The following is a 25,095-nucleotide window of genomic DNA, read 5'->3' as shown; positions in this document are numbered from 1 at the left end:
CTCGCATACTCGCCGATTTGCCTGATGAGGATATCAAATGGCTCGACCAGCTTGCTGTCGAGCAGGGGAAGTCCCGCGCGGCGATCCTGCGCGAAGCGGTGGCGGCTTATCGACCGCAAACGCCGCTGGACTGGATCGAGGCCGGTTTCGGGGCGTGGAAGGATCGGACCGACATCGGCGACGCCGTTGAGTGGCAGCGGCGTGAGCGCGCCGGATCGACACGACCTTGGGACCCGGATTATCCGGAAGTGCGGGCGGAATTTCCCGATCTGTTCGACGAGCAGGATGATCGCGAATATGAAATTCACACAGCCTGGCTGGCCGAACAGGGAATAAAGCCCGGCGAAACCCATCCCGATCCGGCAAAGGCGATGCAGACCCGGCTGGGCACCAAAGCGAAACCGAAGAAGCGCGCGAAGAAGTGAGCGGCTTTGCTTTCGACAGCAATATCGTCATCGACTTGCTGCGCGGGTTTCCCCAGGCGCGCGCCGAGTTGGAACGCGCCGCGCAAAGGGGGCGGGTCTGGATCAGCCGGGCGGTGTGGATCGAGGTCATGTCCAAAGGCGAGGGCGACGGTCTGCGGCGCGCGGAAATCCTGCTGTCCGGTTTCGGGGTTGATGAAATCGACGCCGAAATCGGGGAGCGCGCCGCTGCGCTGCGGCGTGAGCGGTTTCGGCTCAAAGCCATGGATGCGATCATACTGGCGACCGCGCTTACGCGCGGTCGTGTTCTGGTCACGCGAAACACAAAGGATTTCCCGGCGGCGATGCCGGGCATCCGTGTCCCCTACACCCTATAGAAAGACGGTCGCCCATGTGCGGAATCATCGGAATTATTGGCAAGGCCCCCGTGGCGGACCGCCTTGTCGACGGACTCAGGCGGATGGAATATCGCGGTTATGACTCGGCGGGCGTCTGCACGGTCGAGGGCGGCGAACTGATCCGCCGTCGGGCCGAAGGCAAGCTGGGCGGACTCGTCAAGGAACTGGCTGCGCATCCGGCGCCAGGGACCGTCGGCATCGCTCACACGCGCTGGGCGACGCACGGCGCGCCGACGACGAACAACGCCCACCCGCACGCGACGGGTGAGGTGGCGCTCGTCCACAACGGCATCATCGAGAATTTCCGGCCGCTACGCGAGGCGCTGACCGCGCGCGGTCGTCGTTTCGAGAGCGATACCGATACCGAGGTCGTCGCGCATCTGGTCTCCGAGCGGATCGAGGCGGGGCAATCGCCAGAAGAAGCGGTGAAGGCGGTGCTCCCCGAACTGCGCGGCGCCTTCGCGCTCGCCATCGCATTCCGCAACCATCCCGACCTGCTGATCGGCGCGCGGCTCGGCTCGCCGCTCGTCGTCGGCTATGGCGACGGCGAGACCTATCTCGGTTCCGACGCGCTGGCGCTGGCGCCACTCACGCAGAAGATCGCCTATCTGGAGGAGGGCGACTGGGTCGTCATCACGCGCGACGGCGCGCGGATTTTCGACCGCGACAACATTCCCGTCGAGCGCGACATCACCACATCGGGCGTCACCGCGACGGCGATCGAGAAGGGCAATTACCGCCACTTCATGCAAAAGGAGATTTTCGAGCAGCCGACCGTCGTCGCGCAGACGCTCGCCTCCTATATCCGCCCGCTCGAACAGACGGTGGCGCTGCCGCAGATGGATTTCGACCTGTCGCGGATCGACCGCATCACCATCGTCGCCTGCGGCACCAGCTTCTACGCCGGCATGGTCGCCAAATACTGGTTCGAGCAGTTCGCGCGCGTGCCCGTCGACATCGATGTCGCGTCGGAGTTTCGCTATCGCGACCCGGTGCTCCAGCCCGGCGGCCTCGCGCTCTTCATCTCGCAGTCGGGCGAGACCGCCGACACGCTCGCGGCGCTGCGCCATTGCAAGGCGCAGGGGCAGACGATCGCGGTCGTCGTCAACGTCCCGACCAGCAGCATGGCGCGCGAGGCCGATCTGCTCCTCCCGACCCATGCGGGGCCGGAGATCGGGGTCGCCTCGACCAAGGCCTTCACCTGCCAGCTCGCGGTGCTTGCCGCGCTCGCGGCGCATCTCGCGCTGCGCAAGGGGAAGCTCGACGCTGCGCAGGAACGCGCGATCGTCCGGCATCTGATCGAGGCGCCCGCCGCGCTCAACGCCGCGCTCGCCCACGACGAGGAGATCGCAGAAATGGCGCCGCTCGTCGCGCCGGCGCGCGACGTGCTCTACCTCGGCCGCGGCCCCGACTATCCGCTCGCGCTCGAGGGCGCGCTCAAGCTCAAGGAAATCAGCTATATCCACGCCGAAGGCTATGCCTCGGGCGAGATGAAGCACGGGCCCATCGCGCTCATCGACGAAGCGGTGCCGGTGATCGTCCTCGCCCCCTCCGGCCCGCTGTTCGAAAAGACCGTCAGCAACATGCAGGAGGTGATGGCGCGCGGCGGCAAGGTCGTGCTGATCAGTGACGCCGAAGGCCTGGCCGAAGCGGGCGAGGGCTGCATGGCGACGATCGAGATGCCCAAGGTCCACCCGCTGATCGCACCGCTCGTCTACGCCGTGCCGGTGCAATTGCTGGCCTATCACGTCGCGGTCGCCAAGGGGACGGACGTCGATCAGCCACGCAACCTGGCGAAATCGGTGACGGTGGAGTGACGGGAGTTTTCGTTGCCCACAATTCGCGATGGCGGCTCCTGCTGTTGCTCTTGGGCGGCGTTGCGTTTGTCGTCCTCGGTATCTGGCTGGCGGGGATCGCGGGGCAGCCGCTCAAGCCGGGCGTGGAATGGATCGGCTGGCTGTCGATCCTGTTTTTCGGTGCCTGCTCGATTCTGATATTCACGCGTTTGTTCGACAATCGCGACCAGATCAGAATTTCGTCCAGTGGACTCTATTATCGCCAATGGTCCGAACAGACGATTCCGTGGGAGGAGATGGTCGAGATTTCCGTCTGGCAGTTCCGGCGTCAGAGGTTCATCGTTCTCAGCCTCGTCCGGCCCGATCAATACCCGTCGACCAAATTCACCGGAAAGATGGCGGGAGCGAACCGGATGCTCACCGGCGGTGACATCACCGTTAATCTGACCGGGCTGGATCGCGGGTTCGACGAGGCTTGGGCCGCGATCGAATATTATCGCGGCGCACGCCGTCGCCCCGCTTCCCCACCATTGGCCTTGGAGAGCTTCGGACGCCGCCGTGTATAGCGCCATCATCTTCGATTTCGACGGCGTCATCGCCGACAGCGAGGTGCGCGCGAACCGGACGCTTGCCGAAAGCCTGACCGCCATCGGTCTGCCCACGACCTATGAAGAATGCCTGCGCGACTATTGCGGGCATAATTGGCAGGAGACCGAGCGGCGGATCGTCGTGCGGCTCGGGCGGCCGTTGCCGCACGATTTCCGCGAGAGGCATCGCGAGCGGGCGCAGAGGCGCTTTGCCGAAGGTTTCGCGCCGGTGCCGGGAGCGCCCGAATTCCTCGAATCGCTGGGCCGCCTGCCGCGCGCCATCGCTTCGTCGAGCAGCCCCGCCTATATCGCCGCGTCGCTCGATCGCTTCGGGCTCGCGCGCCATTTCGGACGCCACGTCTACAGCGCCGACGGCTGGGCCCGCGGCAAGCCGCATCCCGACATCTATCTCGCCGCCGCGAACGGGCTGGGCATCGATCCCGCGGCCTGCCTCGCAATCGAGGATTCGCCGACCGGTGCGCGGGCGGCGCTCGCGGCGGGGATGACGGTGATCGGCTTCTGCGGCGGCGGCCATATCCTCGACCGCGCGGCGCACGGGGACGTGCTGCGCGGCGTGGGCGTGCATCATGTCGCGCATGGTTATGACGAAGTGTTGTTGCGCGCCTGATGCCCGCTCCCTTCGGGGGGAGGGTATTCGCGCCAACCCTTTCCTATTATCCGTGGCCGTGCTTAGCTGCCCCTGTAACCATTGGCCTCCGCCATGCGATTTCAGAGCGAAGTTGCGCAGTTTCCCGCGCCTTTCGGAGAATCGCTTTTCGCGGCCGCAGCCTTTGGCGCTCCGGCGCGTATCGGCGCCGGGGAAGAGAGAGGGAAGAGGAGAGAGCCATGTGCGACGAATTCACCGAAGCCGATCTCGACCGCGCCGGGCTTCCCGTCCGGCGGCGCGCGTTCGGCGCCCTGATCGGGGCGGGAGCGGTGGCCTCGATGCTGCCGGCGGCCGCCTGTGCCGCGGGGTCCGTGAAGGGGCGCGACGTGACGATCGCGACCGACGACGGCACCGCCGATGCCTATTTTACCGCGCCCGGAGAGGGCCGGCATCCGGGCGTGCTGATCTGGCCCGACATTCGCGGCCTGCGCCCGGCTTTTCGCCAGATGGCCGACCGGCTGGCGGGCGAAGGCTATGCGGTGCTGTGCGTGAACCCCTTTTATCGCTGGGCGAAGGCGCCGGTCGTCTATCCCGGCCATGATTTCGACGACCCGGGCGTGCGCGACACGCTGTTCGGCTATCTGAAGCGGTTCGATCGTGCGACGGTGCAAACGGATGCGAAGGCGCATCTCGCCTTTCTCGATGCGCAGGCCGAGGTCGATACGGGGCGGGGCATCGGCACCGCGGGCTATTGCATGGGTGGGCCGATGGTCATCTACACCGCGGCGCTGAACCCGGGGCGCGTCAAGGCAGCAGCCAGCTTCCACGGCGCCTCGGTCGCGACCGACAAGCCCGACAGCCCGCATCTGCTGATTCCCGAAACGCAGGCCGGCTTCCTGTTCGCGATCGCCGACAATGACGACCAGAAGGACCCGCAGGAAAAGGTCCGGCTGAAAGCGGCGCTCGACCCGCGTCCCGAGTGGCACGAAGTCGAGGTCTACAAGGGCGCGATGCACGGCTGGTGCCCGCCCGACGGCCGCGCCTATGACGAAGCGGCGGCGGAGAAGGCGTGGGGACGGATGCTCGAACTGTTCAAGGCCGCGCTATAGTTTTTGATCACGGCATTGCGACCCCGGACCTGATCCGGGGGAAGCAATCCAGGGCGGGTTTACGCCAGCTCTGGATTGCCGCGTCGCCTTCGGCTCCTCGCAATGACGAGGTTACCCCATCGGGTATAGGATGTCCTTGCCGACCTTGTTCAGCGCCTTCATCACATCGTCACCCAGCACAAGGTCGATCGCATCGAGGATCGGGTCGACCTGGTCATAAGCGCTCACGCCTACGATCGTCGAGGCGACGAAATCATGCTGCTTCGACCAGGCGGTCGCCATCGTCACCGGATGCAGCCCCGCCTCTTCGGCGATGGCGAGGTAGCGTTCGGTCGCGGCGAGACTCCGGTCGTTCACGAAACGCCGCCCCATCGCGGCCTGCCGGCCCTCCATCGCCAGATAGCGCGAGAAGCGCGCGCCCTCCGGCCGTGCACCGTCCTGATATTTCCCCGACAGCACGCCGCCGGCGAGCGGCGAATAGGGGATCAGGCTGACGCCTTCCTGTCGGCAGACCTGCGCGAGCTCGTCCTCGAAGCGGCGGTTGTTGAGGCTGAAATTGTTCTGGATCGTATGATAGCGCGCGCCGCCCAGCCGCTCGGACGCCGCGAGCGCCCTCATCAGGCCCCAACTCGTCTCGTTCGAACAGCCGAGGATGCGCACCTTGCCCTCGCGCACCAGTTCGTCGAGCGCGTCCATCATCTCGTCATAGGGCGCGTCATGGTCGGGCCAGTGCGTCTGGTAGAGGTCGACATAGTCGGTCTGGAGCCGCGTCAGGCTGCCCTCGATCGCCGCGCGGATATGGTGACGGTCGAGCGCGGTGGTGCCGCCGCGGCACGGCGATTTGAACCAGACGTGGCTCGGCCCGGACACCTTGGTCGCGAGAATGATCGCGTCGCGCGGCTTCGTTTTCATCCAGCGGCCGACGATCTCCTCGGTGCGGCCGACCCATTTGATGTCGGGCGGCACCGGATATCCCTCTGCCGTGTCGAAGAAATTGATGCCCGCCTCGAAGCAGCGGTCGAGCACCCGGAACGCTGTCGCTTCGTCGGCCTGGCTGCCGAAGGTCATCGTGCCCATGCAGATGTCGGTGACGTGGATGGCGCTCTGGCCGAGGCGGCGGGTCTTCATGGGCTGGAGTCTCCATTATTGTTCGGGGCCGAGGCGACTTGGAACGTCGGACATTAATTTGGTGCTACCCCTCTTCCGTTCGTGTCGAGCGAAGTCGAGACACCTATCGACCTTGCGCTCTGTCGTTGGGTGTCTCGACTTCGCTCGACACGAACGGGAAAGATAATTCGGATATGACGGACGACGCTGTAGGTTGCGAAACGCAACGTTGCAATCGGAGGGGCGGGCACCCAATTAGGGCCGATGCTGAAACTCGCCTTCCTCGACCTCGTCCCCGTCACCGACAATGGGACGGTCGCGCAATCGCTCGCCAACGCCGCCGATCTGGCCGGCCATGCGGAAGAACTCGGCTATTCGCGCTATTGGGTCGCGGAACATCACGGCATGGCGGGGATTGCGAGCGCCGCGACCTCGGTCGTTCTGGCGCACGTCGGTCATGCGACGCGGACGATCCGCATCGGCGCGGGCGGCATCATGCTGCCGAACCATGCGCCGATGGTGATCGCCGAGCAGTTCGGGACGCTCGAAGCGCTGTTTCCCGGCCGTGTCGACCTGGGGCTTGGCCGTGCGCCGGGGTCGGACCAGCGCGTCGCGCAGGCGCTGCGTCGCAACCTTGCGAGCGACGAGCGTCAGTTCCCGCAGGACGTCGTCGAGTTGCAGGCCTTCCTGGCCGGCGACGAGCGGCTCGGTATCCGCGCGGTGCCGGGGGAGGGGACGAACATTCCGCTGTGGATATTGGGGTCGAGCCTGTTCGGCGCGCAGCTCGCGGCGATGCTGGGCCTGCCCTATGCCTTTGCCAGCCATTTCGCGCCCGACGCGCTCGACGAGGCGCTGGCGCTCTATCGCCGCCAGTTCAAGCCGTCGGCGCAGCTTTCCGAACCCTATGCCATGGCGGCGTTCAACGTCTTCGCGGCCGACACGCGCGAGGAGGCGGAATATCTCGCGTCGTCGCAGCAGCAGGCGTTCGTGGCGCTGCGCACCGGCAATCCGGGCCGGATGCCGCCGCCGCGCGCGGGGTACACGGACAGCCTGCCGCCGAATGCGCGCGCGATCCTCGACCATGTGCTGCAATGCTCGGCGGTCGGGACGGTCGAGGATGTCGCGGCGGGGCTGAAGGCGTTCGTGGCGCGCACCGGTGCCGACGAGGTCATCGTCGCATCCTCGATGTACGACCATGACGCGCGCAAGCGCTCGCTGGCGCTGGCGATGGAGGCGGCGAAGAGCCTTTAGCCCGCCGTGTTGACGCGCCTCCCGCCGCGGCGGTATAGGAGCCGCCCGACCAAGGGCGGCCCGGATGCGGTCGCCTTTTTCCTTTTATCTGTCTGGAAAGGTGCTGTGCCATGTCGATCACGCCGCTGATGCCCGTTTACCCCCGGTGCGGTGTGCGTCCGGTGCGCGGCGAAGGCGCCTGGCTGATCGGCGAGCGAGGCGAGCGCTATCTGGATTTCGCCAGCGGCATCGCGGTCAACCTGCTCGGCCACGGGCACCCGCACCTGACCAAGGCGATCCAGGATCAGGCGGCGACGCTGATGCATGTGTCGAACCTTTACGGCAGCCCGCAGGGCGAGGCGTTTGCGCAGCGCCTTGTCGACAATACGTTCGCCGACACCGTCTTCTTCACCAATTCGGGCGCCGAGGCGGTCGAATGCGCGATCAAGACCGCGCGCGCCTATCATTCGAGCGCAGGCAATGCCGAAAAGCATGTCCTGATCACCTTCAACAATGCCTTCCACGGACGAACGCTGGCCACGATCTCCGCAACGAACCAGGAAAAACTGCGCAAGGGCTTCGATCCGCTGCTTCCGGGTTTTGCCTATGCGCCGTTCGACGACCTCAACGCCGCGCTCGACCTCGTCGACGACAATACGGCGGGGTTCCTGGTCGAGCCGGTGCAGGGCGAGGGCGGCATCCGCCCCGCGTCACAGCCTTTTCTGCAGGGGTTGCGCGACATCTGCAACGAACGCGATCTGATGCTGATCTTCGACGAGGTCCAGTGTGGCGTCGCGCGCACCGGCACACTCTATGCCTATGAGCAATATGACGTCGCGCCCGACATATTGGCGAGCGCCAAGGGGATCGGCGGCGGCTTCCCGATGGGCGCCTGCCTGGCGGCCGAAAAGGCGGCGCGCGGCATGACGTTCGGCACGCACGGTTCGACCTATGGCGGCAACCCGCTGGCGATGGCGGCGGGACAGGCGGTGTTCGACGTGATCCTCGAGGAAGGGTTCCTCGATCAGGTCAAGGCGACCGGCGAGCGCCTGCGCGGCGCGCTCGAACAGATGATCCCGAACCACGACGACCTGTTCGAAAGCGTCCGCGGCATGGGGCTGATGCTCGGGGTCAAGCTCAAGGTGGAAAGCCGGGCCTTCGTCGCGCACCTGCGCGACAACCACGGGCTGCTGACCGTGGCGGCGGGCGACAATGTCGTGCGCGTCCTGCCGCCGCTCAACATCGAACAGCATCATATCGACGAATTCATCGAAAAACTGTCGGCGGGGGCGGCGAGCTATACGCCGCCGGAAAGCTGATGCGGCATTTCCTGAACCTGTCCGACGCCGGCGGCGACGCGATCGCGGCGATGCTGGCCGATGCGATCGACCGCAAGGCGGCGCGCGCCGGCTGGCCCAAGGGCAAGCCCGACGCCGATGCGCCGCTCGCCGGCCATGTGCTCGCGATGATCTTCGAAAAGAACTCGACCCGCACCCGCGCCTCCTTCGACATCGCGATCCGCCAGCTCGGCGGTTCGGCGATGGTCATGGACGCGGGGTCGATGCAGCTCGGGCGCGGCGAGACGATCGCCGATACCGCGCGGGTGCTGTCGCGCTATGCCGATGCGATCATGATCCGCACCGACGATCATGCCAAGGTCGAGGACATGGCGGCGCATGCATCGGTGCCGGTGATCAACGGGCTGACCGACCTGTCGCATCCCTGCCAGATCGTGGCCGACCTGCTGACGCTCGTCGAACATGGCAAGGCCCTGCCGGGGCTCGAACTCGCATGGCTGGGCGACGGCAACAATGTCCTGTCGTCGCTGATCGAAGCGGCGGGGCTGTTCGGTTTCCATATCCGCGCCGGCTGCCCACAGGGCTATGAGCCCGATCCAGGCTTCGTCGAGGCGGCGCGGGCGCGCGGCGTCCGCATCGACCTCTTTTGCGACGCGCGCGAGGCGGCGGCGGGTGCCGATGTCGTCGTCACCGACACCTGGGTGTCGATGGGGCAGGCGCATGCGCATAACAAACTCGCCGCGATGGCGCCCTTCCAGGTCGACGAGCGACTGATGGAGGAGGCGAAGGCGGACGCGCTGTTCCTGCATTGCCTGCCCGCGCATCGCGGCGAGGAAGTCGTCGACGCCGTGATCGACGGCCCGCAATCGCGCGTGTGGGACGAGGCGGAAAACCGCGTCCACGCCCAGAAATCGGTGCTGCTGTGGGCGCTCGGCCACCTATGAGCGAGGCGCCGGAAAGCTGGTTCGACCAGCCGCTGGTCTTCACCATCGCCGACCGCCATGTGCGCGGGCGGCTGGTGCGGCTCGGCCCGACGCTCAACCGGATCATGGCGGCGCACGACTATCCGCCGGTGGCCGAAAGGCTGCTGGCCGAGGCGCTGGCGCTGACGGTGCTGCTCGGCTCGACGCTCAAGGACGAGCGAAGCCAGCTTACCTTGCAGGCGCAGACGGGGGGGGGGGCGGTTGAGCTGCTGGTTTGCGATTATCGTGGCGGCGAGCTGCGCGGATATATGAAGTTCGATGCCGAGCGGCTGGCGGGAATCGGCCCCGATCCGAGCCTGTTCGCGCTGTTCGGCGAAGGCTTCCTCGCGATCACCTTCGACCATGCGCTGACCGGGGAGCGCTATCAGGGCATCGTTCCGCTCGAAGGCGCGTCGATCGGGGAGGCCGCCGAGCATTATTTCGAGCAGTCCGAACAGATTCCGAGCCTGATCCGCCTCGCGGCCCGGCGCGATGCCGAGGCGGGATGCGTCGCGGGCGGGCTGCTGCTCCAGCATCTGCCTGAGGGCGAGGCGGGGCGCGACCGGCTGCACCTGCGGCGCGAGCATCCCGAATGGGAGCATGCGCGCACCATCGCGGCGACGCTGAGGGACGAGGAGCTGACCGACCCCGCGACCTCGCTCGAAACGCTGGCGTGGCGCCTCTATCACGAGGACGAGGTGCGGGTGGAACCGGGCACGATGGTGTCGCGCGGGTGCCGGTGCAGCATCGAGCATTTTTCCGGGGTGCTGGCGCAGTTTCCCGAAACCGAGCGGCGCGAGATGGCCGACGAAGGGGGCGTGATCCCGGTCGATTGCGCCTTCTGCTCGCGCATCTTCCCGATCGCGCTCGACGACATCGCGGCGCGCGATTGAGCCGCCGCGGTCCCGAAACGGGGCGACGAAACGACGCTATTCAGCGCCAAGCGGTTGAAACCGCGCCCTCGTCTTGCTAACGGACTGTCCACAGGGTCGCGTTTTGCCCGGGTGCGGGCAGCCGGTGGACAAGGTGGAAATGGCGATCTTCTCTCCCTTCATGCGATGGATTTCGATGAGCGCGGCGGTGGCGGCGGGTACGACCGCGGTACCCGCGCAGGCGCCGTCGCTGGCGATGCTCGACCGGCTCGAAAAGGGAAGCTGGCAGCTTCGCGAGCGCGGCAGCGACAAGGTCATGCAGACGCTGTGCGTCGGCGATGCGCGGCGGATGATCCAGGTCTATCACCCGCGCTCGGGCTGCTCGCGCTATGTCATCGAGGACACACCCAATTCGGTGACGGTCCATTACACCTGCCCCGGCGCCGGGCACGGCCGCACCACCATTCGCGCCGAGACCAACCGCCTCGTCCAGATCGACACGCAGGGAATCGCCGAAGGACGGCCCTTCTCGCAGGCGATCGAGGGACGCCGCACCGGCGGCTGCTGAACCGCGTTAAGCGGGCCTTAACCTTCTTCCTCCACAAGGGAGGCAGAGCCGATGTGTGGTTCTTCTTCCCAAAGGCTTTCATGCCAAACTGGGCCGTGCGGCAAAGGCTGCGCGGCCCGTTTCCTTTGTCGGCGCGGGCCTTGCGCGGGCGCCGCCGCGAGCGTAACGGGCGGCGCATGCAGGACCTTGCCGGAAAGCCTTTGGTCGTCCTTTTGTCGGGCGGCCTCGATTCGATGGTCTGCGCGGGCCTCGCGCGCGAGGCCGGGGCGCGGATCGTCGCGCTCACCATCGATTATAACCAGCGCCACCGCGTCGAACTCGAATCGGCGGCGCGGATCGCCGCCGCGGTCGGCGCGGACGAGCATATCGTGCTGCCGCTCGACCTGCGGCGCTTCGGCGGGTCGGCGCTGACCGCCGATATCGCGGTGCCGAAGGACGGGGTGGGGGAGGATATTCCCGTGACCTATGTCCCGGCGCGCAACCTGATCTTCCTGTCGCTGACCCTGGGCCTTGCCGAAGCACGCCGCGCGGCGGATATCGTGATCGGCGTCAACGCGCTCGACTATTCGGGTTATCCCGACTGCCGCCCCGAGTTCATCGCCGGTTTCGAGGCGCTCGCGCGGCTCGCGACGCGCGACGGCGACCAAGGTGTCGCCTTTCGCATCCATGCGCCGCTGCAATATATGTCGAAGGCCGATATCGCGGCCGAGGCGGCGCGGCTCGGCCTCGACGCGGGGATGAGCTGGTCCTGCTACGACCCGACGCCCGACGGCCTGCATTGCGGGCTGTGCGACAGCTGTCGCCTGCGCAGCAAGGGATTTGCCGAGGCGGGGCTGACCGATCCGACGCGCTATGCGGTGAAGCCCCCGGCATGAGCTATGCGGTCAAGGAGATTTTCCTGACCCTGCAGGGCGAAGGCGCGCGGTCGGGGCGCCGCGCGGTGTTCTGCCGCTTTGCCGGATGCAACCTGTGGACCGGACGCGAGGTCGATCGGGCGAAAGCGGTATGCCGCTTTTGCGATACCGATTTCGTCGGCACCGACGGGACGCTCGGCGGCAAATATGCCGACGCCGCGACGCTGGCGGCGGCGATCGCGCGGAGCTGGGGCGAGGCGCGCGATCGTCGCTATGTCGTGCTGACCGGCGGCGAACCGATGCTGCAGGTCGATCGGGCGCTGATCGACGCGCTGCACGGCGAAGGTTTCACCATCGCGATCGAGACTAACGGCACGCTGCCGGTTCCGCGCGCCATCGACTGGATCTGCGTCAGCCCGAAGGCGGGAAGCGAACTGGTCCAGACGAGCGGCGACGAACTGAAACTGGTCTGGCCGCAGCCGGGCAGCGACGTCGAGCGTCTGGCCGGCCTCGATTTCGCACATCGGCTGATCCAGCCGCTCGACGACGCGAATGCGGCCGGCAATGTACGCGCCTGCATCGAGCTGGTGATGCGTGATCCGCGCTGGCAGCTGTCGCTCCAGACGCACAAGCATCTGGGGCTGCGCTGACCGGCGGATCATGGGGAAGGCCGCGGGTGTCGACCTGGGTTCCAGGCGCGACGATCTGGATCGACCTGCTTGCGTCATTGCGATCCCGGCGAAAGCCGGGGGAAGCGATCTCCAGCTATGGTCTGTGTAGATCGGCCTTCCCCAAGCTGACCTACTCCTTCGTCATGCTGAACTCGTTTCAGCTTTTACGCTGCCCCATCAGGCTTTGATGACATGGGATTCACCCGCTTCGTCATTGCGAGCGGAGCGAAGCAATCCAGGGCGGTTTGCGCACACTCTGGATTGCCGCGTCGCTTCGCTCCTCGCAATGACGATTCCAACGCATGGCGTCGGGCTCTAAGCTCTGTCCTGTCTGGATTGAATCAAGCCCTTCCCCTTCAAGTGCGGGGGGATCGTGCAAGGGTTCGAGCCCCACCCCTCCCTTGAAGGGGAGGGGCTTACCATGTCGCCTCGACCCTGAAACAAGCTGGTGATTATCGCTTTCCGGCAAGGAGTGTTCCCCGGCGAAAGCCGGGGTCCATGTGGGGCAGCGCCATGCCATCTGGACCCCGGCTTTCGCCGGGGATCAGGCCGTTATCTGCCTGAGAGCCCTGTAGGCCGCCATCGCCTGCCGTTTTCTTCGCCGCAGCGCCGGAGGAGAGCCGGGTCATGGATGCCGAAACGGGTTCAGCGTGACGACATTCGGCAAAGGATTGGGTCAGCCCTTTTTGGCTGCGCTTTCCGGGGTGACCGCCTTGCGCGCCGCGGGCATGTCGACCGCGTCGGGATTGTCGTCGGCCGCGTCGGGGGCGGCATCGGCGTCGTCCGTCGCCGCCTCGTCGGGCTTGGCCGCTTCCTTCTTCGTCCCATCGTCGGGCACGCTGTTGTCGATCGCGGTGCCGTCGCCCGCGGCGTCGTCGAGGATGATCATCGAATCGCTGATCGTCCCCGGCTGCACCTCCACCGCGTCGAGCCTGGCGGTCGAGGAGCCGCCGCTGTCGCCGCCACCGCAGGCGGCAAGGGGAAGAAGCAGGAGCGAAGCGAGAAGCGAACGGTTCATGCGGGCTTCCTAATCGCTTGCCGGAAGCTTGTCGAGAAAGGCGGGCAGCGCCTGCCGCAAGGCGGCGTCGACGTCATCCATACCCGCGTCGATCCCCAGCGCGGCGAGGCTCGTGACCGGAAATTCGGCGATGCCGCAGGGGACGATTCCGGAGAAATGCGACAGGTCGGGAGCGACGTTGAGCGCAAAGCCGTGCAGCGTCACCCAGCGCCGCACCCGGACGCCGATCGCGCCGATCTTCGCTTCGCGACCCTGCGCATCGTCGGTCCAGATGCCGATGCGCCCTTCGGCGCGCCGCGCCGCGACACCGAAAACCGCCAGCGCGTCGATCACCCAGCCCTCGAGCGCCGAGACATAGGCGCGCACGTCGCGCCCGCGCCGGGCGAGGTCCAACTGGACATAGCCGACGCGCTGTCCGGGGCCGTGGTATGTGTAGCGGCCGCCGCGTCCCGCGACATGCACTGGAAAGCGCGCTTCGAGCAGTTCGGCGGGATCGGCGCTCGTCCCGGCGGTGTAGAGCGGCGGATGTTCGAGCAGCCAGATACGTTCGGGCGCATCGCCGGCCTGGATCGCGGCGGCGCGCCCCTCCATGTCGGCGAGCGCCTCCGCATAATCGGCAAGACCGGGCGTGACGCGCCATTCGGGCAGGGCGGGGTCGGGCATGGTCGCTCCCTGCCTCGCGGTTCCCGACGACGCAAGCCCGCGCTGCGCGGCACTGCCGAGAATGCTGGACAGGAGAGGCCGGGCACGTCACTCTCCCCCCGAAAACGGAACCACCGAAAAGCGACGGGGTATCAATGACAAAATTCGACATGGGCGCGGCGTGGGACGATGCGGTCCAGCTGCTGCGTTCCCACAGCGGCCTGACCGGCACGATCGCGGCGGTCTTTCTCTTCCTTCCGGCGCTCGCGGTCGCCTGGTTCGGCCCGGTGCCGATCGAACCGCCGAGCGGCGCGACGGTCGATCAGATCATGGCGACCTTTCGCGAGAATATCCGGCAGATGGTGCCGGGCAGCCTTGTCGTGGCGCTGTTCACGATTGCCGGGACGCTGGCGATCCTGCGGCTCTGGCTGTCGCGCACCGGGACGAGCGTCGGCGAGGCGCTGAGCTTTGCGCTGACGTTGTTCCCGACGCTGGTGGTGGCGCATCTGCTGGCGGGCATCATGCTGGCGCTGGGCTTCATCCTGCTCATTGTGCCGGGACTCTATCTGGTCGGTCGGCTCGCCCTGATCGCGCCCGCGGTCGCCGACCGGCGAATCCGCAATCCCATGGCCGCGATCGGCGAAAGCTGGCGGCTGACCCAGGGCAACGCCTGGTCCATCTTCTTCTTCCTGTTCCTGGTCGCGCTGGTCTTCGGGATCGCATCGGTGATCCTCGGCAGCCTCGTCGGGCTCGTCGGCGGAACCGGCGCGGGGATCGGCCGGATCCTCAGCGGGCTTGTCGAGGCCGGGTTCGGCGCTGTTGCCAGCTTCGTTTCGATCGCGGTGTCGGCGGCGGCGTATCGCCAGCTCGCCGTGCGACGGAGCGAACTGTTCGAATGATGGCAGGGGCCGGACAGCGGAAGCGCGGAAGCCGGTTCGGCAAGCAGGGGAGACGGATGACATGAACCGAATTAGCATAAGCGAGGCCTGGTCCTATGCGACCGGTTTCTTCAGCGGGCAGGCGGTCCAACACGCGATCGTGCTGATCGGCGTCGGCATCGCGGCGCCGCTGATCCTCCAGCTCCTGCTGGGCGGCGGCGCGACGATGTTCGATCCGGCCGCCATGGTCGAAAACAGCGCCGGCCTGGTCGCAGCGATGGGGGCGACGGGCGTCCTGCTCGGCATCGTCAACTATGTGCTCCAGACGGGCAGCTATTTCGCGTCCTGGCGGATCGGCCTGACCAATGGCGGCGAGCCGGTCGGCGCGGCGCTCGGCTATGGCATGATCGCTTCGTTGCCGGTGCTGTTGCTGGCGGTCGTGGTGGTCCTGCTGCTCGGCATCATCGGTTTCCTGTTCTTCGGCAGCGCCCTGACGACGCTGGCGAGCGGGGGCGAGCCGAGCAGTTCGGCGCTGATGGGAATTGGCGTGGCATTCTTTCTGATCGCGCCGCTGTTCCTGCTGTTCCTCGTCTGGCTCGCGGCGCGCCTTTGCTGCACCGGCCCCTATATGGCCGACCAGCGCAGCTATAACGTGCTCGCGGCGCTCGGCGCTTCGTGGCGGATGACCGCCGCGTCGCAGTGGAAGATTTTCGCCTATTTCATCCTGCTCGGCGTCGCGCTGATCGTGATCTTCATGATCCTCGGGATGATCGTCGGCGTGTCGCTGCTGGCCGGCGGCGCGCCGGGCACCGGGTCGATGCTCGGCCTGATCATCGGCGCGATCCTGCTCAGCGTCCCGATGGCCTATCTGCAGGTCGGGGTGCCAGCGGGCCTCTATCGCGCGCTGGGCGGGACCAACAGGAGCGACGTGTTCGCCTGATCTGCGACGCGAGGGAAGGCGGTCCGACCGTGGCGCCGCCTTCCGTCCGTCAGCTCCATTTGGCGACCGGCGGCAGGCTCATCAGGATCGCGTCGATATTGCCCCCGGTGCGCAGTCCGAACAGCGTGCCGCGGTCGTAGACGAGGTTGAACTCGGCATAGCGGCCGCGCCAGACGAGTTGCGCCTCGCGGTCCGCGTCGGTGAACGGCTGGTTCATCCGCCGCCGCACGATCTGCGGGAAGATGTCGAGGAACGCTTCGCCGACCGCGCGAGTGAATTCGAAGTTGCGATCATATTCGGCGTCGTCGCCGCATTCGAGATGATCGTAGAAGATGCCGCCGACGCCGCGGGAAACGCCGCGATGCGGGATGAAGAAATAGTCGTCGGCCCATTTGGCGTAGCGCTGATAGACATCGGGCCCGAAGGGGGCGCAGGCCGCGCGCAGCCGCGCGTGAAAGGCATCGGTATCCTCGGCATAGGGAATCGGCGGGTTGAGGTCGGCGCCGCCACCGAACCAGCGCTTCTGGGTGACGAGGAAGCGCGTGTTCATATGGACCGCCGGGACATGCGGATTCGCCATGTGCGCGACGAGGCTGATGCCGGTGGCGAAGAAGCTGGGGTCGTCGCCCGCGCCGTGGATCGACTGGGCGAAATCGGGCGCGAAACGGCCGCCGACGGTCGAGACGTTGACCCCGACCTTCTCGAACACCTGCCCCGTCATCACCCCGCGCACCCCGCCGCCGCCTTCGCCGGGAGCGAGCCCCTCGGCCTCGCGGTCCCAGGGCGTGTAGGCGAAGCGGGCGTCGCTGCCGGCTTCGGCCTCGATCGCCTCGAACGCGGCGCAGATCCGGTCGCGCAGCGACTCGAACCAGTCGCGCGCCGCCTGTTGCTGGGGATCGAGCGTGATCATGCGGGAAAGCCTTTCGTCTGCCTGAGCGCTTCGGCGAGCGCGATGCCAGCCGCCACCGCGACATTCAAGGACCGAAAGCCCGGACGCATCGGAATCGCGACCCGCGCCGCCGCGGCATCGTGGACATGGGGCGGCGCGCCCGCGGATTCGCTGCCGAGCAGCAGCGTGTCGCCGGGCTGGAAATCGAAGGCGGGAAGGGGAGTCGCTCCGGCCGTCGTCAGCAGCACCAGCCGCTTCCCTTCCGCTGCGCTCCACGACCGGAACGCGGCCCAGTCGGCGTGGCGCCGGCTGTTGGCGCGCGTGGCGTAATCCATGCCGGCGCGTTTCAGCGCCGCATCCGAAAAGGGAAAGCCGCACGGCTCGATGATGTGGACCGCGACGCCCAGGCAGGCCGCGGTGCGCAGCGTCGTGCCGACGTTGCCCGCGATCTCGGGCTGGAACAGCGCCAGGTCCATGTCGCCGCCATAGCGCCGGCCCGGCAGCGAATCGAGAGGCGAGGGGCCAAGCCCGCCGCATTGGCGGAAAAGGGGAAATTGCCTGTTGGCAAGGCGGGTATGTGCGGCTATCAGGCCGGCAATTCCCGGAGGGGCCGCCGGGGCTGCGTCGTTTCGCGCGCATGCATCAGGGGCGGGTCATTCCTTTTCCGGGAACTTTGTCAGTTCACCCATGCAAGGGCAGTCGAATGGCCAGTGAAACCGAAACCTCCGCCGGCATCGAAGATGGCGTGCGGCGCCGGGACTTCATCAATATCGCGGCAGTGAGTTTTGCCGGAGTCGGGTCCGTCGCGGTGGTTCTTCCCCTGGTCAATCAGATGAATCCGTCCGCCGACGTGCTCGCGCTGTCGTCGACCGAAATCGACATTTCGGCGATCCAGCCGGGGCAGTCGATCAAGACGAGCTGGCGCAAGCAGCCGGTGTTCGTCCGCAACCTCGTTCCCGCCGAGATCGCCGAGGCGAACAAGGTGCCGCTCAGCGAACTGCGCGACCCCGAAACGCTGGCGGAGCGGACCAAGGTGGGCAAGGAGAACTGGCTGATCACGCTCGGTGTCTGCACGCACCTCGGCTGCGTTCCGCTGGGCGCCGCCGAAGGCGAGCCGCGCGGCGATTTCGGCGGCTATTTCTGCCCGTGCCACGGATCGCACTACGACACCGCGGCGCGCATCCGCAAAGGTCCGGCACCCAAGAATCTGGTCGTGCCGCCCTATGATTTCACCAGCGACACTGTCGTGACGATCGGCTGAGGAGCGAGATAAGATGAGCTTTCCCTGGGCCAACCAGTATCAGCCCCAGCACCCGCTGATGAAGTGGCTGGACGAGAAGCTGCCGATGCCGCGCCTCGTCTACAATGCCATCGGCGGTGGTTATCCGGTGCCGCGCAATCTCAACTATTTCTGGAACTTCGGCGTCCTCGCCGGCGCCGCGCTGGCGATCCAGATCATCACCGGCATCGTGCTGGCGATGCATTATGCCGCCAATGCCGGCGTCGCCTTCGACTCGGTCGAGCACATCATGCGCGACGTCAACGCGGGCTGGTTCATCCGCTACGCGCACATGAACGGCGCGAGCATGTTCTTCATCGTCGTCTATCTCCACATCTTCCGCGGCCTCTATTACGGGTCGTACAAGGCGCCGCGCGAAATGGTGTGGCTGCTCGGCGTCGTCATCTTCCTGCTGATGATGGCGACCGCCTTCATGGGTTACGTGCTCCCCTGGGGGCAGATGAGCTTCTGGGGCGCGCAGGTCATCACCGGCTTCTTCTCCGCCATTCCTGTGGTCGGCGAGCCGGTCCGCGTCTGGCTGCTCGGCGGCTTCGCGCCCGACAACGCCGCGCTCAATCGCTTCTTCTCGCTGCACTATCTGCTGCCGTTCGTGATCGCGGGGGTCATCATCCTCCACATCTGGGCGCTGCACATTCCGGGCTCGTCGAACCCGACGGGGATCGAGGTGAAGGACGAACAGGACACGGTGCCCTTCCACCCCTATTACACCGCGAAGGACGGGTTCGGACTCGGCATCTTCCTGCTCGTGTTCGTCGCGCTGACCTTCTTCGTCCCGAACATGCTGGGCCACGCGGACAACTACATCCCCGCGAACCCGCTTTCGACGCCCGCGCATATCGTGCCCGAATGGTATTTCTGGCCCTTCTACGCGATCCTGCGCGCCTTCACCTTCAACTTCCTGTGGATCGACGCGAAGCTGTGGGGCGTCATCGCGATGTTCGCGGCGATCGCGCTGCTGTTCTTCCTGCCCTGGCTCGACAGTTCGCCCGTGAAGTCGTCGAACTATCGTCCGCTGTACCGGAAGTTCTTCTGGCTGCTCGTCCTCGACGTGTTCATCCTGGGCTGGTGCGGCATGAGCCCCGCCGAGCAGCCCTATGTGATCATGAGCCAGCTCGCGTCGATCTATTATTTCGCGCACTTCCTGATCATTCTGCCGATCGTTTCGCGGATCGAACGTCCCGAACCGATGCCGAATTCGATCACGGAAGCGGTCCTTGCAAAACATGCCGACGCCGCGTCGGCGGCAACGGCCTGAGCGCCGGACTTATATAGGAGCTGATACAGCCATGGTTCGTCCGCTCGGTTTTCTCGTCGGCCTGGGTTTCATTGCCGCGCTGGTGCTCGCGATACTCACGACGCCGCTCACCAATGAGCCCAATGCCTCGCACGAGTTCCATAAACATCCGAAGCATTTGAAGCTCGCCAGTGACGGCCTGGTGCCGCACTGGGACAAGGCGCAGCTTCAGCGCGGGATGCAGGTCTACAAGGAAGTCTGCTCGGCCTGTCACAGCCTTAACCTCGTCGCGTTCCGCAACATTCAGGACCTGGGCTATACCGAAGGCCAGGTGAAGAGCTTCGCCAAGAGCTATGACAATATCCCGTCGATCAACCCGGACACGGGCGAACCGGCGACGCGCACCGGCCTGCCGTCGGATCATTTCCCGGCGCCCTATGCCAACGAGGTCGCGGCGCGTGCGGCGAACAACAACGCGCTGCCCCCCGACCTGTCGCTGATCACCAAGGCGCGCGAAGGCGGCAAGGATTACATCTATTCGCTGCTGACCGGTTTTCAGAACCCGCCGGCGAACCTGCCCAAGGAACTGCGCCCCGGCACCGGGCTGCACTACAACCCCTATTTCGCCAACCTGAACCTCGCGATGGCGCCGCCGCTCGCGGACGGTCAGGTCACCTATGCCGACGGCACCAAGGCGACCGTCGACCAAATGGCTAGCGACGTGACGGCCTTTCTGGTCTGGACCGCCGAACCGAAGCTGGTTAAGCGCGTGCAGGTGGGTTGGGGCGCCTTCATCTTCCTGCTGATCTTCAGCACGCTGACCTATCTGTCCTATCGGAACATCTGGGCCGACAAGGAGCACTGATCGGTGACGGAAGGGCGGCCGCTTGCATGATCGCCCTTCCGCCCCGTCCCGATCTCGACCTCGCGGCGCTCGTCCGCACGATCCCCGACTTTCCGAAGCCGGGGATTTCCTTTCGGGATATCACGACGCTGATTGGCGACGCTGCCGGTTTCGCCGAAAGCGTCCGCCGGCTTTGCGACCGCGCGGCGATCCATCGCCCCGACCTGATCGTGGCGGTGGAGGCGCGCGGTTTCCTGTTCGGTGCGGCGATGGCGACCGCGATGGGGCTGGGGCTCGTTCCCGTGCGCAAGGCGGGCAAACTGCCCGGCATGACGATCGGGGTCGATTACGAGCTCGAATATGGCGTCGATCGGCTTGAACTGCACGAAGGCGCGGTGCTTCCGGGCCATCGCGTCGTGCTGATCGACGATCTGCTGGCGACCGGCGGCACCATCCTCGCCACCGCACAGCTCATGCGCAGCGCCGGAGCCGAGGTCGCCGCCGCGCTGTTCGTGATCGACCTGCCCGACCTCGGCGGTTCGGCGCGGCTGGCAGCCGCCGGGCTGGCATGCGAAACGCTGATCGCCTTCGACGGGGAATAACGGGAATCCGGCGGCGGTTTCGGGGTGGGAAGCGGAGGTTTGGGCCATGCCCCGTTTTCTCCTCCCGCAGGCGGGAGGGGCAGCGAGGCTTACGAACTTGTTCGTTAGACTCTGATGACTTTGGATTGACCCACTTCGTCATTGCGACCCCGGACCTGATCCGGGGGAAGCAATCCAGAGCGGTTTGCGCACATTCCGGATTGCCGCGCGGCTTCGCCGCTCGCAATGACGATTCCATTCGATGTCATCACGCTTTAGTCGCAGCGGGGCGGGCCTTTGCACTGTCGCTGCCCACCCCCAGCCCCTCCCGCCTGCGGGAGGGGAGATGAACGTCGCCCAGGTGCCGAAGCGCGAGCCGTCTCATCCCTGGCGGGGCGGGATCAGAAGGGCAGCCAGCTCTGCTTCTTGCGGAACTTCATATAGCCGACATTGGCGCCGAGCCGCGCCCCGACGCCGACGCGGATCGGGATCAGCACGACGTCGCCGCGGCGCAGATAGGAGGCGTTGAAGCCGCCGAGCAGATAGGCGGCGCCTTCGCCCGCCGGATAGCGCTTGTAGAGATCTTCGCTGTCGAAGAGATTGTAGACGAGCACGAAGGTATTGCCGGCGTTGGCGCCCGCGTCGAAACCGATCGACGGCCCGGTCCAATATGCGGGGCGTTCGCCCTCGACCTTGTGGTACAGCGTTCCCGACCCATAGCGCAGCCCGATGCCGAGCGCGCCGCTGGCCTCGCGGCCGACGATATAGGCGTTGGGTTCGCCCTGCTTGCGCAAAATGTCCTCGATCATCGCGGCGAGCCCTTGCGCGCCCTTGCCGAACACGCCTTCGGCGGCGCCGATCAGGTCGTCCTGCTTGTAGGTCGTGCCGGGCTGGGCGCTGGTTGCCGCCGTCGCCGGATCGGTGGTTGCGGTCGTCGTGTCGGGCGTGGTGCCATATTGCTCGCTGCCCGTCGCGAGGTCGCTGTCATAGGATTCGCTTTCAGGCGCCGTCGAGGGCGTATCGACGGGCGGTGGCGGGGCGGGGTTGTCGAGATCCGAATCGATCGCGGTATTCGGATCGACCGAGGTCATCTGCGCGGCCGCCGGCAACGGCGCGAGCGCCATCCCGATCGACGCGAGGGCCATGGTCGCAAAGGTGGTGAGCGTCCGGCGCATTTCTTCCCCCAACAGCTGTCCGGCCCGCATCGACGGGCCGAAGGTCGCGTTAATCATGACTCGCTTTGGTCTTCGGGCAATGAACCGGCGATGACCCGAGTCGAATTTGCGTTGGACCGAATCGCGCGGGCCGTCAAATGCGCCGAACGAGCCGTGAAATGCCGAATCTTAGGCGTTGCGGGCTGGCACGGGGCTGGCTATAGGCCCCGCTCAGGCCAACACCGTCGCACTTGCGGCGGGCCATGCGGAGACGTGGGTGAGTGGCTGAAACCAACGGTTTGCTAAACCGTCGTACTGGTAAATCCGGTACCGAGGGTTCGAATCCCTCCGTCTCCGCCATACTTTCCACCCCATACGTCCAGAACGGTCCCGAGAAAGCCCAAGGATTTCTGCGGCTTATCGGGTGATTCGTATCCCTGAACATCCTCACGCGTCCAGACCCGACGATTTGAAATGTGGGTAAGGATTTGCACAAAAAATGAGCATGAACAGACTGACCGTAACCGCCGTGAATCACGCCTCGCGTCCCGGACGATATGGAGACGGAGGGGGCCTCTACCTCGTGGTCCAGCCAACTGGTTCAAAAAGCTGGGTTTGTCGCGTGCAGCGCGACGGCCGCCGCCGTGACATCGGGCTAGGGAGCCTGGTCGACGTCAATCTCGTCGAGGCGCGGCAGCTGGCGCGCGATACCCACAGGCTCATGGACATGGGCGTCGACCCGGTGGAGGAGCGCAAGCCGCCGGTGAGGAAACCCACCTTCCGTCAAGCGGCGGTAACCGTCTTTGAAGAAACGAGAAAAACCTGGCGTAACCAGAAGCACGCGCAGCAGTGGATGAACACTCTGGAGGCGTATGCCTTTCCCCACATCGGGAACGAGCGTGTCGATCATATTACCGGACCGATGATCCGGGAGCTGCTTCTCAAGATCTGGCTCACGAAACCGGAGACGGCGCGACGCGTACGGCAGCGGATCGGGAACATTCTCGACTGGTCCTATTCGATGGGATTTCGCGACAATGAGGCGCCAATGCGCGCTATCAGCAAGGGCTTGCCGCGGCAGCCGAAGCAGGACGGCCATTTTGCCGCTATGCCGTACGATAGGGTAGCGCGCTTTGTCCTCAAGCTCCGGCGCCGCGAGACCTTCAGTCGGCTTGCTCTTGAATTTCTGATCCTGGCGGCGGCTCGCTCCGGGGAAGTCCGCGGGGCGACATGGGATGAGTTCGACCTGGAGCTCGCCCTTTGGACCATCCCGCCGCACCGGATGAAAGCGAACCGCGAACATGTGGTTCCGCTTTGCGAACGGGCCGTTGCGATCGTCCGGCGCTGCGCAGAGCTCAGGCGGCCCGGAAGCGAGCTGGTTTTTTCCGGAACCAAGCGGGGGCTGCCGCTTTCCGACATGACGCTGAGCAAGCTGATGCACCAGATGAAGCAGCCCTATACGCCGCACGGATTCCGCTCTTCCTTTCGCGACTGGGTGAGCGAAGAGACCAACTATCAGGGCGACGTCGCCGAAGCCGCGCTCGCGCATCTCGTGGCCGACAAAACCGAAGCCGCTTATCGGCGAGGTAAACTCCTCGCCAAGCGCCGGGTCATGATGGAGGATTGGGCCATTTATTGCGAGCCAGCCTTGCAGCTACCGGTGGGTGAGATGGGCGAGTTCGCGTAGCCCTCACTTTGCAAGCCTGCTTGGACCGAGGCCAGCGGCGAAATTCGGGTGTCCAATGGGACAATTCCCGGGCTACGCGCGGAACTTACCCCTTCTGGAGCGGAAGCGTAATCCGCGCCGTTGTCCCGCCGCCTGGGCGGGCGGCAAGTTCCACATCGCCGCCGTGTGCGGATGCCGCTGCGCGCACGATGGCGAGACCGAGACCGATCCCGCCTGTCGTGCGGTTCCTGGAGCTCTCCCCGCGGTAAAATGGTTCGAACGCACGTTCCAGATCAGCAGCGGTGAGGCCAGGGCCGCGATCGGATACCTCGATCATCACGTTGCTGCCGCTATGTGCCGTGCTGACCTCGGCCGAGCCCGCATATTGGACCGCATTGCCAACGAGGTTGCGTATCATGCGCCGCAGGCTCAACGGATCGCCTGCTACGATGGCCGGGCCATCGGACACGAACGTCACTTGCGCTCGCATGTCGGCAAAATCGTCGACGACGCCCTCGACGAGCAGCGGAAGGTCGAGCGGCTCGCGCGTGCGCGGCGTCGCCTCATGCGCGACGAAGTCGAGCACAGCCGCAATCATGGCTTCCATTTCTGCGATTTCGGCCTCGGCGCGCCCGCGAAGTTCCTCGGGCCCAGCGACGAGAAGGAAGGCAAGCCGCGCCAGCGGCGTGCGCAGGTCATGGGCGATGGCGCCAATCATCGAGGTCCGCTCCAGCACATAGCGCTCGAGGCGCGCGTGCATGTCGTTGAGGGAGCGCGCGGCAAGCTTGATCTCGGTTGGGCCGCGCACATCGACAGGCTCGCTCTGCTCGCGGCGGCCGATACGGTCGGCGGCGGCAGCGAAGGAGCGGATCGGCTCGGCGATGCGACGGCTGAACCACCATGCAACCGGGACCACGAGCAGCACAGCAAGGCCGACCAGCATCGTCAGGCGCCAACGGAAATCGGCAAGACTGTCGCCCCGGTCGCGGCGGATATATTTCCATCCACCGTCGGGCATTCGCACCGCCGCGGTGAAGGCATCATAGACGTCCGGATTGAATCGGCCCTCACTGGCATAGGCCTTGTAGTCGCGCTCGATCCGGTTGCCGGCGAAGAAACGTGCCACCTCATCGGCGTCGGTATCCGCCGGAGCCATGGATTTCGCACTGAAGGAGACGTCGGCAAGGGGACGACCGAGCTCGCGCGCAATGGCGCCGCGGATCATCTGCGCCGCCGGCCAGTTCGCATCTTCGGTGGGCGGGGTCGCGAAGATTCCGCGCGTCACGCCAGGGCGTTCGGAGGCTACCGGTCGATCTTCGAGGAGCCGCGCAATCTCATAGGCCGATACCGGCGTGAAGAAAGGTGTCCGCCACGCCATCGCAAGCGCAACCGCTGCGGCGAACACCAGCAGCACGACGCCGATCGATAGCATCAGCGTGTGTCCAAGAAGGCCGCGCGGGAAGGGTAT

General features: G+C 66.0%; 27 protein-coding genes and 1 tRNA gene. 21 read left to right on the top strand and 7 right to left on the bottom strand.

Annotated elements, in window-relative coordinates:
- The first annotated feature begins 17 nt into the window (after window positions 1-17).
- The 6 genes from AC2S9W_RS15255 to AC2S9W_RS15230 all read left to right on the top strand — a co-directional run bounded on the left by AC2S9W_RS15255 (window position 18) and on the right by AC2S9W_RS15230 (window position 4,919).
- The gene (locus AC2S9W_RS15255; RefSeq protein ID WP_486571224.1) at window positions 18-425 is read left to right on the top strand and encodes a ribbon-helix-helix domain-containing protein; all 408 of its coding nucleotides are present in this window, start codon (window positions 18-20) and stop codon (window positions 423-425) included.
- Window positions 422-799 (top strand): type II toxin-antitoxin system VapC family toxin, encoded by a 378-nt coding sequence (locus tag AC2S9W_RS15250; RefSeq protein ID WP_212597042.1) that lies wholly within the window; start codon window positions 422-424, stop codon window positions 797-799. Before AC2S9W_RS15255 ends, AC2S9W_RS15250 begins: the two co-directional genes overlap by 4 nt.
- 14 nt (window positions 800-813) lie before the next feature.
- The gene (gene glmS / locus AC2S9W_RS15245) at window positions 814-2,637 is read left to right on the top strand and encodes a glutamine--fructose-6-phosphate transaminase (isomerizing) (protein WP_486571223.1); all 1,824 of its coding nucleotides are present in this window, start codon (window positions 814-816) and stop codon (window positions 2,635-2,637) included.
- The gene (locus AC2S9W_RS15240) at window positions 2,634-3,182 is read left to right on the top strand and encodes an STM3941 family protein (protein WP_486571222.1); all 549 of its coding nucleotides are present in this window, start codon (window positions 2,634-2,636) and stop codon (window positions 3,180-3,182) included. The genes glmS and AC2S9W_RS15240 overlap by 4 nt, the downstream gene beginning before the upstream one ends.
- Window positions 3,175-3,831 carry an HAD family hydrolase gene (locus AC2S9W_RS15235; protein ID WP_486571221.1) on the top strand — a complete coding sequence of 219 codons (657 nt, stop codon included), beginning with the start codon at window positions 3,175-3,177 and terminating at the stop codon, window positions 3,829-3,831. Before AC2S9W_RS15240 ends, AC2S9W_RS15235 begins: the two co-directional genes overlap by 8 nt.
- Before the next feature lie 218 nt (window positions 3,832-4,049).
- The gene (locus tag AC2S9W_RS15230; RefSeq protein WP_212597045.1) at window positions 4,050-4,919 is read left to right on the top strand and encodes a dienelactone hydrolase family protein; all 870 of its coding nucleotides are present in this window, start codon (window positions 4,050-4,052) and stop codon (window positions 4,917-4,919) included.
- A 111-nt stretch (window positions 4,920-5,030) separates the two neighbouring features.
- Here the strand turns inward: AC2S9W_RS15230 and AC2S9W_RS15225 are convergent, their stop codons facing one another.
- The gene (locus AC2S9W_RS15225) at window positions 5,031-6,047 is read right to left on the bottom strand and encodes an aldo/keto reductase (protein WP_486571220.1); all 1,017 of its coding nucleotides are present in this window, start codon (window positions 6,045-6,047) and stop codon (window positions 5,031-5,033) included.
- A 243-nt stretch (window positions 6,048-6,290) separates the two neighbouring features.
- Between AC2S9W_RS15225 and AC2S9W_RS15220 the strand changes: the two genes are divergently transcribed.
- The 7 genes from AC2S9W_RS15220 (at window position 6,291) to queE (ending at window position 12,460) form a co-directional block, all read left to right on the top strand.
- Window positions 6,291-7,277, top strand: coding sequence for an LLM class flavin-dependent oxidoreductase (locus AC2S9W_RS15220; RefSeq protein ID WP_067106930.1), 987 nt, complete (start codon window positions 6,291-6,293; stop codon window positions 7,275-7,277).
- A gap of 110 nt (window positions 7,278-7,387) precedes the next feature.
- Entirely contained in the window at window positions 7,388-8,575 is a 1,188-nt protein-coding gene (locus AC2S9W_RS15215; RefSeq protein ID WP_486571219.1) for an acetylornithine transaminase, read from the top strand.
- On the top strand, window positions 8,572-9,498 hold the full coding sequence (argF, locus tag AC2S9W_RS15210; protein WP_076075230.1) for an ornithine carbamoyltransferase: 927 nt from the start codon (window positions 8,572-8,574) through the stop codon (window positions 9,496-9,498). Before AC2S9W_RS15215 ends, argF begins: the two co-directional genes overlap by 4 nt.
- Window positions 9,495-10,409 (top strand): Hsp33 family molecular chaperone HslO, encoded by a 915-nt coding sequence (gene hslO / locus AC2S9W_RS15205; RefSeq protein ID WP_486571218.1) that lies wholly within the window; start codon window positions 9,495-9,497, stop codon window positions 10,407-10,409. Before argF ends, hslO begins: the two co-directional genes overlap by 4 nt.
- A 160-nt stretch (window positions 10,410-10,569) precedes the next feature.
- Window positions 10,570-10,956, top strand: a complete 387-nt coding sequence (locus AC2S9W_RS15200; protein WP_486571217.1) for a DUF3617 domain-containing protein — start codon at window positions 10,570-10,572, stop codon at window positions 10,954-10,956.
- Between the two features lie 176 nt (window positions 10,957-11,132).
- A complete protein-coding gene (gene queC / locus AC2S9W_RS15195) occupies window positions 11,133-11,831 on the top strand; it encodes a 7-cyano-7-deazaguanine synthase QueC (RefSeq protein WP_486572096.1) in 699 nt (232 codons plus the stop codon).
- On the top strand, window positions 11,828-12,460 hold the full coding sequence (gene queE / locus AC2S9W_RS15190) for a 7-carboxy-7-deazaguanine synthase (RefSeq protein WP_486571216.1): 633 nt from the start codon (window positions 11,828-11,830) through the stop codon (window positions 12,458-12,460). The genes queC and queE overlap by 4 nt, the downstream gene beginning before the upstream one ends.
- A 697-nt stretch (window positions 12,461-13,157) precedes the next feature.
- Here queE and AC2S9W_RS15185 read toward each other — a convergent pair.
- Window positions 13,158-13,499: a hypothetical protein gene (locus AC2S9W_RS15185; RefSeq protein WP_486571215.1), complete on the bottom strand. Its 342-nt coding sequence runs from the start codon at window positions 13,497-13,499 to the stop codon at window positions 13,158-13,160.
- Window positions 13,500-13,508: 9 nt separating this feature from the next.
- Window positions 13,509-14,162: a lipoyl(octanoyl) transferase LipB gene (gene lipB / locus AC2S9W_RS15180; protein ID WP_486571214.1), complete on the bottom strand. Its 654-nt coding sequence runs from the start codon at window positions 14,160-14,162 to the stop codon at window positions 13,509-13,511.
- Between the two features lie 134 nt (window positions 14,163-14,296).
- On the opposite strand from lipB, the gene AC2S9W_RS15175 reads away from it, so the two are divergent.
- On the top strand, window positions 14,297-15,040 hold the full coding sequence (locus AC2S9W_RS15175) for a glycerophosphoryl diester phosphodiesterase membrane domain-containing protein (protein WP_067106757.1): 744 nt from the start codon (window positions 14,297-14,299) through the stop codon (window positions 15,038-15,040).
- Between the two features lie 61 nt (window positions 15,041-15,101).
- The gene (locus AC2S9W_RS15170) at window positions 15,102-15,959 is read left to right on the top strand and encodes a hypothetical protein (RefSeq protein ID WP_486571213.1); all 858 of its coding nucleotides are present in this window, start codon (window positions 15,102-15,104) and stop codon (window positions 15,957-15,959) included.
- A 49-nt stretch (window positions 15,960-16,008) separates the two neighbouring features.
- On the opposite strand, the gene hemF is transcribed toward AC2S9W_RS15170, so the two are convergent.
- On the bottom strand, window positions 16,009-16,869 hold the full coding sequence (gene hemF, locus AC2S9W_RS15165; RefSeq protein ID WP_486571212.1) for an oxygen-dependent coproporphyrinogen oxidase: 861 nt from the start codon (window positions 16,867-16,869) through the stop codon (window positions 16,009-16,011).
- Complete coding sequence (locus AC2S9W_RS15160; RefSeq protein ID WP_067183481.1) at window positions 16,866-17,324, bottom strand: tRNA (cytidine(34)-2'-O)-methyltransferase; 459 nt, start codon at window positions 17,322-17,324, stop codon at window positions 16,866-16,868. Before AC2S9W_RS15160 ends, hemF begins: the two co-directional genes overlap by 4 nt.
- Window positions 17,325-17,551: 227 nt before the next feature.
- Between AC2S9W_RS15160 and petA the strand changes: the two genes are divergently transcribed.
- Genes petA through AC2S9W_RS15140 form a run of 4 tightly spaced genes read left to right on the top strand, consistent with a single transcriptional unit; the run spans window position 17,552 to window position 20,828 of the window.
- Window positions 17,552-18,109 (top strand): ubiquinol-cytochrome c reductase iron-sulfur subunit, encoded by a 558-nt coding sequence (gene petA / locus AC2S9W_RS15155; RefSeq protein WP_067106747.1) that lies wholly within the window; start codon window positions 17,552-17,554, stop codon window positions 18,107-18,109.
- 13 nt (window positions 18,110-18,122) lie between these two features.
- Window positions 18,123-19,403, top strand: coding sequence for a cytochrome b (locus AC2S9W_RS15150; protein WP_067106745.1), 1,281 nt, complete (start codon window positions 18,123-18,125; stop codon window positions 19,401-19,403).
- A 31-nt stretch (window positions 19,404-19,434) separates the two neighbouring features.
- On the top strand, window positions 19,435-20,247 hold the full coding sequence (locus AC2S9W_RS15145) for a cytochrome c1 (protein WP_067106743.1): 813 nt from the start codon (window positions 19,435-19,437) through the stop codon (window positions 20,245-20,247).
- A 26-nt stretch (window positions 20,248-20,273) separates the two neighbouring features.
- Window positions 20,274-20,828 carry an adenine phosphoribosyltransferase gene (locus AC2S9W_RS15140; RefSeq protein ID WP_104959689.1) on the top strand — a complete coding sequence of 185 codons (555 nt, stop codon included), beginning with the start codon at window positions 20,274-20,276 and terminating at the stop codon, window positions 20,826-20,828.
- Window positions 20,829-21,208: 380 nt separating this feature from the next.
- On the opposite strand, the gene AC2S9W_RS15135 is transcribed toward AC2S9W_RS15140, so the two are convergent.
- On the bottom strand, window positions 21,209-21,982 hold the full coding sequence (locus tag AC2S9W_RS15135; RefSeq protein WP_076077820.1) for a DUF1134 domain-containing protein: 774 nt from the start codon (window positions 21,980-21,982) through the stop codon (window positions 21,209-21,211).
- Window positions 21,983-22,228: 246 nt separating this feature from the next.
- On the opposite strand from AC2S9W_RS15135, the gene AC2S9W_RS15130 reads away from it, so the two are divergent.
- A tRNA-Ser gene (locus AC2S9W_RS15130) sits at window positions 22,229-22,321 on the top strand.
- Between the two features lie 145 nt (window positions 22,322-22,466).
- Entirely contained in the window at window positions 22,467-23,648 is a 1,182-nt protein-coding gene (locus AC2S9W_RS15125; protein WP_486571211.1) for a tyrosine-type recombinase/integrase, read from the top strand.
- 85 nt (window positions 23,649-23,733) lie between these two features.
- On the opposite strand, the gene AC2S9W_RS15120 is transcribed toward AC2S9W_RS15125, so the two are convergent.
- Complete coding sequence (locus tag AC2S9W_RS15120; protein ID WP_486571210.1) at window positions 23,734-25,059, bottom strand: sensor histidine kinase; 1,326 nt, start codon at window positions 25,057-25,059, stop codon at window positions 23,734-23,736.
- Between the last annotated feature and the right edge of the window lie 36 nt (window positions 25,060-25,095).

The sequence above is a fragment of the Sphingopyxis sp. 550B genome, from assembly GCF_057401805.1.
This window is presented reverse-complemented; position numbering and strand designations above follow the sequence as displayed.

Excerpts from the sequence above, each read along its gene's own strand:
- glmS (WP_486571223.1), top strand. The coding sequence starts at position 814 with ATGTGCGGAATCATCGGAATTATTGGCAAGGCCCCCGTGGCGGACCGC.
- AC2S9W_RS15185 (WP_486571215.1), bottom strand. The coding sequence starts at position 13,499 with ATGAACCGTTCGCTTCTCGCTTCGCTCCTGCTTCTTCCCCTTGCCGCC.
- queE (WP_486571216.1), top strand. The coding sequence starts at position 11,828 with ATGAGCTATGCGGTCAAGGAGATTTTCCTGACCCTGCAGGGCGAAGGC.
- AC2S9W_RS15150 (WP_067106745.1), top strand. The coding sequence starts at position 18,123 with ATGAGCTTTCCCTGGGCCAACCAGTATCAGCCCCAGCACCCGCTGATG.
- AC2S9W_RS15145 (WP_067106743.1), top strand. The coding sequence starts at position 19,435 with ATGGTTCGTCCGCTCGGTTTTCTCGTCGGCCTGGGTTTCATTGCCGCG.
- AC2S9W_RS15220 (WP_067106930.1), top strand. The coding sequence starts at position 6,291 with ATGCTGAAACTCGCCTTCCTCGACCTCGTCCCCGTCACCGACAATGGG.
- AC2S9W_RS15125 (WP_486571211.1), top strand. The coding sequence starts at position 22,467 with ATGAACAGACTGACCGTAACCGCCGTGAATCACGCCTCGCGTCCCGGA.
- AC2S9W_RS15230 (WP_212597045.1), top strand. The coding sequence starts at position 4,050 with ATGTGCGACGAATTCACCGAAGCCGATCTCGACCGCGCCGGGCTTCCC.
- AC2S9W_RS15225 (WP_486571220.1), bottom strand. The coding sequence starts at position 6,047 with ATGAAGACCCGCCGCCTCGGCCAGAGCGCCATCCACGTCACCGACATC.
- hslO (WP_486571218.1), top strand. The coding sequence starts at position 9,495 with ATGAGCGAGGCGCCGGAAAGCTGGTTCGACCAGCCGCTGGTCTTCACC.
- queC (WP_486572096.1), top strand. The coding sequence starts at position 11,133 with ATGCAGGACCTTGCCGGAAAGCCTTTGGTCGTCCTTTTGTCGGGCGGC.
- AC2S9W_RS15200 (WP_486571217.1), top strand. The coding sequence starts at position 10,570 with ATGCGATGGATTTCGATGAGCGCGGCGGTGGCGGCGGGTACGACCGCG.
- petA (WP_067106747.1), top strand. The coding sequence starts at position 17,552 with ATGGCCAGTGAAACCGAAACCTCCGCCGGCATCGAAGATGGCGTGCGG.
- AC2S9W_RS15135 (WP_076077820.1), bottom strand. The coding sequence starts at position 21,982 with ATGCGCCGGACGCTCACCACCTTTGCGACCATGGCCCTCGCGTCGATC.
- AC2S9W_RS15215 (WP_486571219.1), top strand. The coding sequence starts at position 7,388 with ATGTCGATCACGCCGCTGATGCCCGTTTACCCCCGGTGCGGTGTGCGT.
- AC2S9W_RS15120 (WP_486571210.1), bottom strand. The coding sequence starts at position 25,059 with ATGCTATCGATCGGCGTCGTGCTGCTGGTGTTCGCCGCAGCGGTTGCG.
- hemF (WP_486571212.1), bottom strand. The coding sequence starts at position 16,869 with ATGATCACGCTCGATCCCCAGCAACAGGCGGCGCGCGACTGGTTCGAG.
- AC2S9W_RS15160 (WP_067183481.1), bottom strand. The coding sequence starts at position 17,324 with ATGGACCTGGCGCTGTTCCAGCCCGAGATCGCGGGCAACGTCGGCACG.
- AC2S9W_RS15170 (WP_486571213.1), top strand. The coding sequence starts at position 15,102 with ATGAACCGAATTAGCATAAGCGAGGCCTGGTCCTATGCGACCGGTTTC.
- lipB (WP_486571214.1), bottom strand. The coding sequence starts at position 14,162 with ATGCCCGACCCCGCCCTGCCCGAATGGCGCGTCACGCCCGGTCTTGCC.
- AC2S9W_RS15140 (WP_104959689.1), top strand. The coding sequence starts at position 20,274 with ATGATCGCCCTTCCGCCCCGTCCCGATCTCGACCTCGCGGCGCTCGTC.
- AC2S9W_RS15175 (WP_067106757.1), top strand. The coding sequence starts at position 14,297 with ATGACAAAATTCGACATGGGCGCGGCGTGGGACGATGCGGTCCAGCTG.